13 protein-coding genes are annotated in these 12,485 nt (G+C 72.8%); 5 read left to right on the forward strand and 8 right to left on the reverse strand.

Annotated features, from left to right (window positions below):
- Nucleotides 1-25 precede the first annotated feature (25 nt).
- From BKE41_RS12430 to flgB, 7 genes are all read right to left on the reverse strand, one after another.
- Nucleotides 26-2,803, reverse strand: a complete 2,778-nt coding sequence (locus BKE41_RS12430; protein WP_012319197.1) for a PAS domain-containing sensor histidine kinase — start codon at nucleotides 2,801-2,803, stop codon at nucleotides 26-28.
- 218 nt (nucleotides 2,804-3,021) lie between these two features.
- Nucleotides 3,022-4,089 carry a flagellar biosynthesis protein FlhB gene (flhB, locus tag BKE41_RS12435; protein WP_070999481.1) on the reverse strand — a complete coding sequence of 356 codons (1,068 nt, stop codon included), beginning with the start codon at nucleotides 4,087-4,089 and terminating at the stop codon, nucleotides 3,022-3,024.
- A gap of 53 nt (nucleotides 4,090-4,142) precedes the next feature.
- Nucleotides 4,143-4,904: a flagellar biosynthetic protein FliR gene (gene fliR, locus BKE41_RS12440; protein WP_012319199.1), complete on the reverse strand. Its 762-nt coding sequence runs from the start codon at nucleotides 4,902-4,904 to the stop codon at nucleotides 4,143-4,145.
- Between the two features lie 51 nt (nucleotides 4,905-4,955).
- Nucleotides 4,956-5,222, reverse strand: a complete 267-nt coding sequence (fliQ, locus tag BKE41_RS12445; protein ID WP_012319200.1) for a flagellar biosynthesis protein FliQ — start codon at nucleotides 5,220-5,222, stop codon at nucleotides 4,956-4,958.
- 48 nt (nucleotides 5,223-5,270) lie between these two features.
- On the reverse strand, nucleotides 5,271-5,585 hold the full coding sequence (fliE, locus tag BKE41_RS12450; RefSeq protein ID WP_012319201.1) for a flagellar hook-basal body complex protein FliE: 315 nt from the start codon (nucleotides 5,583-5,585) through the stop codon (nucleotides 5,271-5,273).
- A 44-nt stretch (nucleotides 5,586-5,629) separates the two neighbouring features.
- A complete protein-coding gene (gene flgC, locus BKE41_RS12455) occupies nucleotides 5,630-6,037 on the reverse strand; it encodes a flagellar basal body rod protein FlgC (protein WP_012319202.1) in 408 nt (135 codons plus the stop codon).
- Nucleotides 6,038-6,101: 64 nt separating this feature from the next.
- Nucleotides 6,102-6,503, reverse strand: a complete 402-nt coding sequence (flgB, locus tag BKE41_RS12460; RefSeq protein ID WP_012319203.1) for a flagellar basal body rod protein FlgB — start codon at nucleotides 6,501-6,503, stop codon at nucleotides 6,102-6,104.
- Between the two features lie 333 nt (nucleotides 6,504-6,836).
- On the opposite strand from flgB, the gene BKE41_RS32130 reads away from it, so the two are divergent.
- The 3 genes from BKE41_RS32130 to BKE41_RS12470 all read left to right on the forward strand — a co-directional run bounded on the left by BKE41_RS32130 (nucleotide 6,837) and on the right by BKE41_RS12470 (nucleotide 8,412).
- Entirely contained in the window at nucleotides 6,837-7,532 is a 696-nt protein-coding gene (locus tag BKE41_RS32130) for a flagellar biosynthetic protein FliO (protein ID WP_245295954.1), read from the forward strand.
- 110 nt (nucleotides 7,533-7,642) lie between these two features.
- Entirely contained in the window at nucleotides 7,643-8,059 is a 417-nt protein-coding gene (locus tag BKE41_RS32135; protein WP_245295955.1) for a hypothetical protein, read from the forward strand.
- A 116-nt stretch (nucleotides 8,060-8,175) separates the two neighbouring features.
- Nucleotides 8,176-8,412, forward strand: a complete 237-nt coding sequence (locus tag BKE41_RS12470) for a hypothetical protein (RefSeq protein WP_012319205.1) — start codon at nucleotides 8,176-8,178, stop codon at nucleotides 8,410-8,412.
- Nucleotides 8,413-8,434: 22 nt separating this feature from the next.
- On the opposite strand, the gene BKE41_RS12475 is transcribed toward BKE41_RS12470, so the two are convergent.
- On the reverse strand, nucleotides 8,435-9,763 hold the full coding sequence (locus BKE41_RS12475; protein WP_070999483.1) for an MFS transporter: 1,329 nt from the start codon (nucleotides 9,761-9,763) through the stop codon (nucleotides 8,435-8,437).
- A 224-nt stretch (nucleotides 9,764-9,987) separates the two neighbouring features.
- On the opposite strand from BKE41_RS12475, the gene dnaN reads away from it, so the two are divergent.
- Both dnaN and recF read left to right on the forward strand, forming a co-directional pair.
- Nucleotides 9,988-11,109 carry a DNA polymerase III subunit beta gene (gene dnaN, locus BKE41_RS12480; RefSeq protein ID WP_043073704.1) on the forward strand — a complete coding sequence of 374 codons (1,122 nt, stop codon included), beginning with the start codon at nucleotides 9,988-9,990 and terminating at the stop codon, nucleotides 11,107-11,109.
- Between the two features lie 220 nt (nucleotides 11,110-11,329).
- Entirely contained in the window at nucleotides 11,330-12,484 is a 1,155-nt protein-coding gene (gene recF, locus BKE41_RS12485) for a DNA replication/repair protein RecF (RefSeq protein WP_012319208.1), read from the forward strand.
- Nucleotide 12,485 lies beyond the last annotated feature (1 nt).

Raw genomic sequence — 12,485 nt, forward strand, 5'->3', positions numbered from 1 at the left:
CGGGAGGACGCGCCGGCGCCGACCCTCAGTCGGCCATCGTCTTCTTCACGGTCTCGACGAGCTGCTTCAGGCTGAAAGGCTTCGGCAGGAAATTGAAGGTCTCGCCCTCGGGCAGGTTCTTGCGGAACGCGTCCTCGGCGTAGCCGGAGACGAAGATTACCTTCAGGTCGGGCTGATGCTTGCGCACCTCGCGCAGGAGGGTTGGGCCGTCCATCTCGGGCATGACCACGTCGGAGACGACGAGGTCGATGGTCTGGGCGCCCTCGCGCACGATCGCCAGGGCCTCGAGGCCCGAGGCCGCCTCCAGAACCGTGTAGCCGCGGGCCGAGAGCGCCCGGCTGTTGACCGCCCGCACCGGATCCTCGTCCTCGACGAGCAGGATGGTGCCCTGCCCCGTATGGTCGGCGGCGGGCTTGCGCGGCGCCGGCTTGTCGGCCTTGGCGGGCGGCGCCTCGCCCCGCGGCGCGACGCCGTCGCTGCCGGTGGCCGGCTTGGCGGTCGGATCGGCGCCCGGCTGCAGGACGGTCGGCGCGAGCGGCTCCGCGCGCGGCAGGGCGGGCTCGGCGGCCGCGACCGGCACCTCCTCGGCCTCCGCCACGGGCACGTGGCGCGGCAGGTAGATGCGGAAGGCGGTGCCCTCCCCGACCTTCGACTGCACGTCGATGGTGCCGCCGGACTGCTTGACGATGCCGAACACCGTCGAGAGCCCGAGGCCGGTGCCCTTGCCGATCTCCTTGGTGGTGAAGAACGGCTCGAAGATCTTCTCCATCAGTTCGGGCGGGATGCCCTGACCGGTGTCGCGCACCTCGATCAGCACGTGGTCGCCCGCCGGCGCCCCGCCGCGCCCCTCCGCCCCCGCGGCCGCCCCCGGATCGGAGACGTTCTCGGTGCGGATCATCAGCTTGCCGCCCTCCGGCATGGCGTCGCGGGCGTTGACCGCGAGATTGACGATCACCTGCTCGAACTGGTTGACGTCGGCCTTCACCGGCCAGACCTCGCGGCCGTGCTTCAGCTCCAGGGCGACGCGCTCGCCGAGGAGCCGCTTGAGGAGGAGGGTCAGCTCCGAGAGCGCCTCCCCGACATTCATCACCTCCGGACGCAGGGTCTGCCGCCGGGAGAACGCCAGGAGCTGGCGGACGAGGCCCGCCGCCCGGTTGGCGTTCTGCTTGATCTGCATGATGTCCTGGAAGGCCGGGTCGGTCGGCCGGTGGCTCGCGAGCAGCAGGTCCGAGTAGCCGATGATCGCCTGCAGGACGTTGTTGAAGTCGTGCGCGATGCCGCCGGCGAGCTGGCCGACCGCGTTCATCTTCTGGGCCTGGGCGACCTGCTGCTCCAGCTGGCGCTGCGCCGTCGTGTCGAGGGCGTAGAGGATCACCCGCTCGGCCTCGTCGGTCTGCTGGCCGGGATCGCCGCCGTCGGCCGGGCTCAGCCAGACCCGGGCCGAGCGGCCGCCGGGCCCGTTCAGCTGGACCTCGATCGGCTCCGGATCGGTGCGCCCGCTCGCGGCGCGGGCGAGGCCGGCCTCCAGGGCGGTCCGGTCCGCCACCGAGTCGGCGACGTTGGGCTCGACCCGGGGCACGCCCTCGCCGTCCGGGGCGCCGTCGTCGGCCTGCCGCGGTACCGTTCCGAACAGCCGCGTGAACGAGGCGTTGGCGCGGGCGATCCGGCCGCTGCTGTCGAGCGTCGCGATGGCGATCGGCGAGTTGTTGAGGAAGCGGGCGAGGCGCACCTCGGCGGCGCGCTGCGGCTCGTCGGTCTCGGCCCCGGCGGAGCGGTTGATCACGAAGGTCCGCGACGAGCCGGGCTTGCCGTCCTTGCCGAAGGCGACCCGGTGGTAGAGCCGGACCGGCAGGGTGTGACCGTTGCGGCGGCGCAGGTCGAGGTCGAAGCGGTCGGTGCGGACCTCGCCGGGCAGGCCGGCGGTGCGCACCAGCACGTCCGCCTCCGGTGCGATCTCGGTGAGGTGCGGGCCGCCCGGTCCGACGCTGGCGAGGTCGTAGCCGAGCCAAGCCGCCAGGGTCGCGTTCATGTACACGATGGCGCCGGCCGGATCGATCGACAGGAAGCCCGCCGGGGCGTGGTCGAGGTAGTCGATGGCGTGCTGGAGTTCCTGGAAGACGTTCTCCTGCCGCTCGCGCTCGGCGGTGATGTCGGCGACCGTCCAGAGGGAGGCCGCCCGGCGCGGGCGCGCGAGGGGCCGCACCGAGACCCGGTACCAGCCGAAGCCGCGCTCGCCGGCCGTGGGTCCGAGGGGCGGCGACATCCGCACCTCCTCGGTGTGGGCCCGAGCGTCGCGCGAGGCCTGCGACAGGCGGTAGACGGCTTCGGAAACCTCCGGGGAGCCGACGAGGATGCGCTCCACCGGCACGAGGTTCGAGAAGGTGTCGCCGCTGGCGATCCGCAGGTAGGCCTCGTTGGCGTAGATCAGCCGGCCGCCGTCCTCCACCACCAGCTTGCCGTCCGGCGAGGCGTCGACGATGCCCTTGGTGATGTCGTCCCGGGCGGCGCTGCCGCTGAGCTGCAGCGCCCCGATGGCGAGGGCGAACAGGAAGAACACGCCCGCCATGGCCAGCAGGGCCAGGAGCCAGACGATCAGCGACTGGGCCTGCTCGTTGGCCACGAAGGACAGGCCGATAGCGGCGCCGACCAGCAGCCCGGCGAGCACGAGCAGCAGGCCGACCCGGCCCGGCTGTTCCGACCGGTCGATCGAGCCCGTTCCCAGCAGGGCTGACGCCTGTGCGACCGGGGGACCCGAATTCTGCGGGCCCGCGGCGGGCGCCGGAGGTCCAGTGACGTCGGCCATCGGCTTCATTCCAGAACAGTCACCCGGTTAGTCCGCCGGCCATATCAGGACATGCGCGGCGCGGCATCAGTCTCGTCGCGCCAAGCCTAGACACAGCCTCGCGAAAAAAGGTGGAGGAAGCGTGGCTTTCGCCGGCCCGGGCGTTCGGCAGAACGGCTCGGCAAACTGACTCGGCAAACTGACTCGGCGAATTGCCCCGGCGCGGGGTCGCGCGCGGCCTACGCCGCCCGTCTGCGCAGGCGCAGCACGAACCCGATGACCTCCGCCACGGCCCGGTAATGCTCGGCCGGGATCTCCCGGTCGATCTCCACGGTGGCGTGAAGCGCCCGGGCGAGCGGCGGGTTCTCGATGACCGCGACGCCGTGCTCGGCCGCCACCGCGCGGATCCGCAGGGCCAGCGCGTCGACGCCCTTGGCGACGCAGACCGGCGCGGCCATGCCGGTCTCGTAGCGGAGCGCCACCGCGTAGTGGGTCGGGTTCGTCACCACGACGGTGGCGGTGGGGACCGCGGCCATCATGCGCTTCTTCACCCGGGCCATCCGGAGCTGCTTCAGGCGGCCCTTGACCTCGGGATTGCCCTCCGACTCCTTCATCTCCTGCTTGAGTTCCTCCTTCGACATCCGGTGGCGCTTGCGCCAGCGGAACCGCGCGTAGAGCGCGTCGCCGAGGGTGATCGCGAGGTGCATGCACAGCATGCCGGCGAGCAGCTTCAGGCTGAGGGACAGGATCGCCGGCATGGAGGCGGCCGGGTCCAGGCGGGCGAACACCTCCAGCCGGTCGCGGTCGTTCCACAGCATCACCGCGCCGACCACGCCCACGGCGGCGATCTTCGCCAGCCCCTTGCCGAACTGGAACAGGGCCTCGACGCCGAGGAGCCGCTTCACGCCCGCCATCGGCGAGAGGCGCGAGAAATTCGGCATCAGCGTCTCGGCGGAGAACACCAGCGGGTGCTGCAGGAGCCCCGCGGCCAGCCCCGCCACGACGGCCAGTCCCACCGGCACCGCCACCGCCTGGAGCCACAGCCACAGGCCGCGCGTCATGGCCGCCTTCATGGCCGCGGCGTCGTCCGGCAGGGCGTGGGCGTTGGCGAGGTAGGCCTTGAGCCCGTGCAGGAGGTTCGTGGCGATGGTCGGGGCCGCGACCAGCAGCGCCAGGGTGAACGCGCCCAGCATCGCGAAGGTGTTGATCTCGGTGCTGGTCGCGACGTCGCCGCGCTCGATGGCCTGATCGAGCCGTCGCTGGGACGGCTCCTCGGTCTTGTCCTCGTCGTCGGTATCGTCGGCCATCTCGCGTCGCGCTCAGAGCGTGGACATCATCGGGTCACGGGCGGTCAGGCCGCTCAGCGGCCGACGTAATCCCCGAGATACCGGCCCAGATCGTCGAGGAAGACGCCCATCATGACGCCGAGGCATCCCATCAGCAGCAGCATGCCGATCAGCACCGAGGCCGGCACCGCCAGGAAGAACACCTGCATCTGGGGCATCAGCCGCGACAGCACGCCGAGCCCCAGGTTGAACAGGATCCCGAAGGCGATGAACGGGCCGGAGATCTGCACCGCCAGGGTGAAGCCCCGGGCGAGCGCCTTCGTGGCCAGCATCAGCGCGTCCGAGAAGGACGGCACGCCGTCGGGGGGCAGCACCTCGTAGCTGCGGGCCACGCCCTCGATGGCGAGATGGTGCAGGTCCGCGGCGAAGATCAGCGTGATCCCGAGCAGCGACAGGAAGTTGCCGATCGCCACCTGCTGGCCGCCCTGGCTGGGATCGACCGTCATGGCGTAGGACAGCCCGACCTGCGCCGAGATGATCACCCCGGCGGTCTGAAGGGCGGCGAGGATCATGCGCACTGTCAGGCCGAGCACGAGCCCGATGATCGTCTCGCCGAACAGGAGCCCGATCAGCCGCGGGCCGGCCACGCCCTCGGTGCCGCCGAGCAGCGGGCGCACGGTCGGGAACAGCACCAGGGCGGTGAGCAGCGCGAAGGCGAGGCGCAGCCGTGGCGACACCGTCTGCTCGCCGATCCCCGGCATCAGCATGATCAGCGTGCCGATGCGCGCGAAGGTGATCAGGTAGGCCGAGGCGATGCCGGGCAGGAGCAGGTTCATCGCGGCCCCTATGGCACGCGGGAGCCGCGCCTGTCCCGGCCGGCGCGCGCATCAGCCGCCGGCCGCGATGCGGGCGGCGATGCGGGTCATGTAGCCGGCCATGGCGTCGCCCATGAAGGGCAGCATCAGCAGGAGCGCGGCGAACACCGCCACGACCTTGGGCACGTAGATCAGCGTCTGCTCCTGGATCTGCGTCAGGGCCTGGACCAGGGAAACGGCGAGGCCGACCGCGAGGGCGACCAGCATCAGGGGCCCGGCCACCTTGAGGAACACGAAGATGCCGTCGCGGGCGATGTCGAGGATGGCGAGGCCGGTCATGGGGGTGCGATCTGTGCGGGGGGAGCGGGCGGCGAAACGGTCGGCCGGTCAGATCTGCATGCGCATGATCTCCTCGTAGGCGGAGATCATGCGGTCGCGCACCGCCACCATGGTCTGGAGGGCGGTCTCGCTCTCGGCGACCGCGGTGACCACGTCCACGACGTTGGCCTTGCCGGCGGCGGCCGAGACGGCCTGGGAATCCGCCCGCCGGCCGGCATCGCCGACGCTGTCCAGGGTCTGCCCGAGCATCTGCATGAAGTCGGTGCCGGTGCCGGTCGTCGGCTGCACCCGGGGGGCGGGCCGGCCGCCGGCGAGGCCCTGGACGGCCGCGTAGGCCCCCGCCGCGAAGTTGCTCGAAGCCATCGCCATGCGTCCTTGCTATGCGGTCCTGCCGCGGGCCTCGGGGCTCATTTCAGGATGCCGAGGGTCTGCGCCAGCATCTTGCGGGTGGCGCTGATCATGTTGAGGTTCGCCTCGTAGGAGCGCTGGGCCTCGCGCAGGTCCATGTTCTCGATCAGCGCGTTGACGTTGGGCATCTGCACCACGCCCTGGGCGTCGGCCGCGGGGTTGCCCGGCTCGTACTTGGTCCGGAAGGCCGACGGGTCGCGCTTGACGCGCCCCGCCTCGACCAGCCGGGCGCCGGTCTCGTCGTCGAGGTGGCTGGTGAAGGTCGGGATCTTGCGCCGGTAGGGCTGCGCCCCGGCCGAGGCCGGCGCGGAATCGGCGTTGGCGATGTTCTCGGCGATGATGCGCATCCGGCCCGACTGGGCCTTGAGGCCCGCGGCCGCCACCGCCAGCGACTTCGTGAATTCCATGGCTCAGGACCCTCCCGCCGCCGCGACGCCGCGGCCGTCAGCGCTCCACTTTCGGCCGGCGCGCCTAGCTCTTGCCGATCGCGATCTTCAGGGTGGTCAGGCTGTGCTGGTACAGCGAGGCGGCGAGCTGGTAGTCCGACTGGTTCTCGCCGGCCTTCATCATCTCGTCCTCGAGGTTGACGCCGTTGCCGCTGGGGCGGATCTCGAAGCCCTTGGCGCGCTTGGAATCGGCCCCGACGCTCTGGCCGGGCGGGGCCATGTGGCCCGCGCTCGTGAGCGTCAGGCTGGACCCGGTGGTGGCCAGCGCGCCGGTGGCCCGGTCGAAGCGCGGCTCCACGAGGTCGCGGGGCTTGAAGCCCGGCATGTCGGCGTTGGCGACGTTCTCGGCGATCACGCCCTGGCGCGCCTGCGCCCATTGCATCCGCGTGCGCAGCATGCTCAGCACGGGCAGATCGGTGAGGGCCATGGTCGCCTCCGGGATGGCGTGGCCGCGCCGGGACGAGCGGGCTCGGCAAAATCTGCCGCCTGCATGGTTAACGGCGCGTTAAGCCCGATCGCAGGGCCGGCCGGCGCCCGCGTCAGATCGCGCCCCCGGGGCGGGGAGCCCCCCGGTTCGGCCGGGCCGCCGCCGCGATCCCGACCTATTGTCTTGCGCCCGCTCGATTAAAAGGTCTGTTAACGAACTCTTAACGTCGTTTGCCTTGAGGCCCGTCCGGCGTGGTATGGATCAAGTCCGTGCCGGCGCGCACCCGCGGCGGTCGGAACGTGCGAGTGCGTAATCTTGCGATGGCTGCAATCCGTGTTCGGCTCTGACGGCTCCCCCATCGTCCAGTATATCGTGATCTTCGCCGTCATCTTCACGGCGCTCGCGGCGATCGTGTTCACGGTGCGCCGGCTCACCGGCCGGAGCCTCGCCCTGCCGGGGCGGTCCGGAAGCCGGGGGCGCCAGCCGCGGCTCGGGATCGTCGACGTGTACGAGCTCGACCGGGCCCGGCAGCTGATCCTGCTGCGTCGGGACAATGTCGAGCACCTGCTCCTGGTGGGCGGCCCCAACGACGTGGTGGTCGAGCGCAACATCCAGCGCGGTCAGCGGCCCCTGCCGGAGGCGGCGATCCGGCCGGAGCTGGCGCCCGAGCCGCTGGACGAGCCGCTCCCGGACCCGCTCGTCCAGGGCGGCCGCCTGCCCGAGCCGCCCCGCGGTCTCCCGGAATCCGGCGGGCGGCGCGCGGAGCCGCTGTTCGATCCGGGCTTCGCGATGCCGGTGGTGGTGCCGTCGCCGGTGCCGCGCTCGGCCTCCGCCCCGCCCGTGACGCTGCCCTTCGACCCCGGGTTGTTCGGCGGCGACGAGCCCGGTCAGGACGTCCCCGCGCCCCTGAGTGCCGCGCCGACCCCGCCGCCCGCGCCCCAGCCCCCGGCCCCGCCGAGCCCGCGCCGCCGCCGGGTGGAACCGTCCGCGCCCCCGCGCGCGAGGCGGTCGCGCCGCGGCGGATCCTGAGCCGGACGGCGCCGCCGCTGATCGAGCCGCGGCCCAACCCCGCCTCCGAGCGCAGGCCCGAGCCGGCGCCGGCCGAGCCGGAGCCCGCCCGTCAGGCCCCGAGCCTCGCGGTGCCCTCCGAGCGCAAGTCGGTCGACCCGGTGGTCCTGTCCGACATGGCCCGGCAGCTCCAGGCCGCCCTGTCGCGCTCGTCCTCGGCCGTGACGCCGCCGCCGCAATCCCCGCCCGCCCCGCCGGTGCCCGAGGGCGTCGATCCGCTGGCGGCCGCGATGGCGAGCGTCCCGCTCGAGCCGGTGCCCGCCCCCGCCCCGCTGGACGAGCCGGTGGCCGCGCCGCCGCCTCCGCCCCCGGCCAGACCCGTGCCGCCGCCGGCGATGCCGAAGGCCGACCCCGTGCCGGCCCCGCCGCCGGCCCCGCCTGCTCCGCCGCCGCCCGACGCGAAGGGATCCGGCAACCCGTTCTCGGTGGAGGAGATCGAGGCCGAGTTCGCCCGCCTGCTCGGTCGCCCGCTCGACAAGCGGAGCTGAGGAACCCGGTCGCCCGCCGCCGAGCGGGCGCGCGCCGGGGCCGCACCGATCGCGAGAACCGCGTTTAACCGATGGTTAACCGTCTTCCGGGACGCTCCGTCCCGGAGGATTTGGCAATGCTCGCGCTGGATGCTGGAACGGCTCATCGGAGCCGCGCTTACAGGGCCTTCAGGCTGGACCGGGCCGGTCGCGTCCGCGCGGCCGAGATCCTGTCGGCCGAGGACGACACGCAGGCGCGCCGCCGCGCCCGGGCGATGGTCGGGCGCGACGCGATCGAGCTGTGGGAGCGGACCCGCTTCCTCGGGCGCTTCGAGCCCGCCGGCACGGCAGGTCAGGCGCGCCCCGCCCGCTGAGGCCGGCGCGCGGACCGTCCCGTCAGCGGCCGGCGGTCTCGGGCATGGCCAGCACGGCGAGGAAGCTGAGGATCGCGGCCCCCGCCAGGTAGAACCCGACGAAGCCGATGCCGCCGTAGGCCGCGAGCTGCTGCGCGATGTAGGGCGCGCCCGAGGCCCCCAGGATGCCCGCGAGATTGTAGGTGACCGAGGCGCCCGTGTAGCGCACCCGCGTCGGGAACAGCTCGGGCAGGACGGCGCCCATCGGCCCGAACACCCAGCCCATCGTCAGGAGGCTGAGGCAGAGGAAGCCCAGGACCGGCGGCCAGGTGCCGGTGCCGGCGGCGTGGCCCAGCATCGGCCCCATCAGGAAGCCCAGCAGGAACGTCACGGCCATGCCGGAGAGCAGCACCGGCCGGCGGCCGAAGCGGTCGGCCGCGGCTCCCGATACGACGGTGCCGAGCGCCATGAAGCAGACCGCGATGCACTCGAACAGCAGGAAGGTCGGCCGGCTGTAGCCGAGGGTGCCGGTACCGTAGCCCAGGGCGAAGACGGTGGAGAGGTAGAACACCGCGTAGACCGCCACCATCGCGAACGTGCCGACCAGGACGGCGTGGCCGTGCTGGGTCAGCATGGTGGCGAAGGGCACGCGCTCCGGCCGCGCCTGGCTGAGCGCCGCCTTGAAGGCCGGCGTCTCGGTGAGCTTCAGGCGCACGTAGAGCCCGACGCCGACGAGCGCCGCCGAGGCCAGGAACGGCAGGCGCCAGCCCCAGGCCTGGAAGCTCTCCGGGGTCAGGCCGAAGCTGAGGGCGAGGAAGCCGAGATTGGCCAGGACGAAGCCGACCGGCGCCCCGAGCTGCGGGAAGATGCCGTACCACGCGCGCCGGCCCGGCGGCGCGTTCTCGACCGCCAGCAGGGCCGCGCCGCCCCACTCGCCTCCGAACCCGATCCCCTGCCCGCAGCGCAGGAGGCACAGCGCCGCCGGCGCCCACCAGCCGACCGACGCGTAGGTCGGGAGGCAGCCGATCAGCACCGTGGAGATGCCCATGATCAGCAGGGACGCCACCAGGGTCGCCTTGCGGCCGACCCGGTCGCCGAAATGCCCGAACAGGGCCGCGCCGACGGGTCGCGCGATGAACGCGATGGCGAAGGTCGCGAAGGCGCTGAGCTGCTGCACGCCGGGCGCGCCGGCGGGGAAGAAGACCGGGCCGATCACCAGGGCGGTGGCGGTGGCGTAGATGTAGAAGTCGAAGAACTCGATCGCCGTCCCGACGAAGCTCGCCGCGAGGATCCGGCGGGCGCTCGGGGTCGCGCTCGGGGCGGCCTGCGAGGGGTGTGCGGTCCTGCCCGCGCTGTCGATGGTCTGCAACATGATCGGAACGGGGAGGCGGGATCCGGGTCGGTTGCGGCGCTTTCGCACGGGCCGCCCCGTGCCGATACCCCGCTTCGGACATGGGCCTCCGACCTGGACGCGGAGGTCGCTGTGCGGTGCACCGACGGCGGCCTTGCGTTCCCCTGTCCCCTTCGCCAAGCTGAACGGCCATATTCCGCGACGGTCGCCGGCCGCGGCGCCGTCCCTAGCACTTGAGTATTGCGATGAGAGTCACTGTCGAGCGCGCGGCCCTGCTCAGGTCGCTCGGCCACGTGCACCGGGTCGTCGAGCGCCGCAACACGATCCCGATCCTGTCGAACGTCCTCCTGCGCGCGGAGGGATCGGGGCTCCAGCTGCGGGCGACGGATCTCGACATCGAGGTGACCGAGAGCGTGCCGGCCGACGTGGCCGACGCGGGCGCCACCACGGTGCCGGCGCACGTGATCTACGACATCGTGCGCAAGCTCCCCGAGGGCGCGCAGGTCTCCCTGGAGACCGGCGGCGAGTCCGGCCAGATGACGATCCGGTCCGGCCGCTCGCGCTTCGCCCTGGGCGCCCTGCCGGAGGGCGACTTCCCGGACCTCGCCGCCGGCGAGATGCCGCACGGGTTCGAGATCGCCGCCGCCGACCTGAAGCGGCTGATCGAGAAGACGCAGTTCGCGATCTCCACCGAGGAAACCCGGTACTATCTCAACGGCATCTACCTGCACACGCTGGAGACCGAGAACGGGCCGGCGATGCGGGCGGTGGCCACGGACGGCCACCGGCTCGCCCGCGTCGAGATCCCCGCCCCGCAGGGCAGCGTCGGCATGCCGGGCGTGATCGTGCCCCGCAAGGCGGTCGCCGAGATCCAGAAGCTCCTCGACGACGGCGGCGAGACCGTCGCGGTCGACCTGTCGCCCGCCAAGATCCGCCTGCGCTTCGCCGGCGGCCTGACGCTGATCTCCAAGCTGATCGACGGCACCTTCCCGGATTACCAGCGGGTGATCCCGGCCAACAACGACAAGCGGCTGACCGTCGAGCGCGACGCCTTCGCGAAGGCGGTGGACCGGGTCTCGACGATCTCGTCGGAGCGCGGGCGCGCGGTGAAGCTCGGGCTGGCCGAGGGGCGCCTCGCGCTCTCGGTGAACAACCCGGATTCGGGCAGTGCCACCGAGGAGCTCGACGTCGACTACGAGGCGGCCGGCCTCGATATCGGCTTCAACGCCCGCTACCTCCTCGACATCACCGCGCAGCTCGAGGGCGACACCGCCCTGTTCAAGCTCGCGGATCCCGGCTCGCCGACCCTGATCCAGGACCGCGAGGGCGCGCCGGCGCTGTACGTGCTGATGCCGATGCGGGTGTGAGGCGGCCGCGCGGATCCCTGCCCCGTCCTCATCCTCGGGGACCGGGGGCGTAGCGGAGGCCTCGCAGGAGGCCTCCACGTGGTGATGTGGTTTCTGGAGCCCTCCTGCGGGGCCCGCTGAGGCGGGCTTTCAGGATGCGGTGGTTGGATGGGATGTCAGACAGCAAAGGACGGTTGAGCGCGGCGCGTCTCGGCCCCTCGGTTGACCGCTCGGTCCACCGATGAGCGACGTCTCCGATCCGCGGGGCGAGCCCGACGGGTCCTCTCTGCGCGTCACCCGACTGATCGCCCGCGACTTCCGCAACCACGCGGACCTCGAACTGACGCCCCGGGCCCGCTTCGTCGCGCTGGTCGGGGAGAACGGCGCGGGCAAGACCAACCTGCTCGAGGCGCTGTCGCTGTTCGTGCCGGGCCGCGGCCTCCGCCGGGCGGAGTTCGCCGCCATGGCGCGCAGCGGCGGCCCGGGGGGCTTCGCGGTCTCGCTCACCCTCGACCGCGAGGGCGCCGAGCACCGCCTCGGAACCGGGCTGGAGCCACCGGGACCCGACGGGCGGGCGAGCCGGCTCTGCCGGATCGACGGCGCCACCGCCGCCTCGCCGGTGGCGTTCAGCGAGTTCCTGCGGGTCGTCTGGCTGACCCCCGACCTCGACGGGCTGTTCCGCGGCGCGGCCGGCGACCGGCGGCGGTTCCTCGACCGGCTCGTGCTGGCGGTCGACGCCGCCCACGGCGCCCGGGTCTCCGCGATGGAGCGGGCCCTGCGCTCGCGCAACCGCCTCCTGGAGGAGCGGCCCGACGACGACCGCTGGCTCGACGCCGTGGAGCGGGAGGTCGCCGAGCTGGGCGTCGCCGTGGCGCTTGCCCGGCGCGAGACCGCCGAGCGCCTCGACCGGCTGATCGCCGAGACCCGGGACGACGCGCAGCCCTTTCCCTGGGCCGCCATCCGCCTGGAGGGCGACCTCGACGATCTCGTGGCGGTCTGGCCCGCCATCGAGGCCGAGGACCGCTACCGCATGGCGCTCCGCAACGGCCGAAACCGGGACCGGGCCGCCGGGCGCACCCTGATCGGCCCGCAGAGCAGCGACCTCGTGGTCCGCCACGGCCCCAAGGACGTGCCCGCCGGCACGGCGTCCACGGGTGAGCAGAAGGCGCTGCTGATCGGGCTCGTCCTCGCCCACGCGCGGCTGGTTCGCGCCATGAGCGGCATCGCCCCGCTGATCCTCCTCGACGAGGTGGCGGCCCACCTCGATCCCCGCCGCCGGGCCGGCCTGTTCGAGGCCCTGGAGGCGCTCCCCGGGCAGGTCTGGATGACGGGCGCCGACCCCGGCGCCTTCGCGCAGGCCGGCACCCGGACGGAGGTCCTGCGGATCGGCGCCTGAC

Source organism: Methylobacterium sp. C1, assembly GCF_001854385.1.
GTDB lineage: Bacteria > Pseudomonadota > Alphaproteobacteria > Rhizobiales > Beijerinckiaceae > Methylobacterium > Methylobacterium radiotolerans.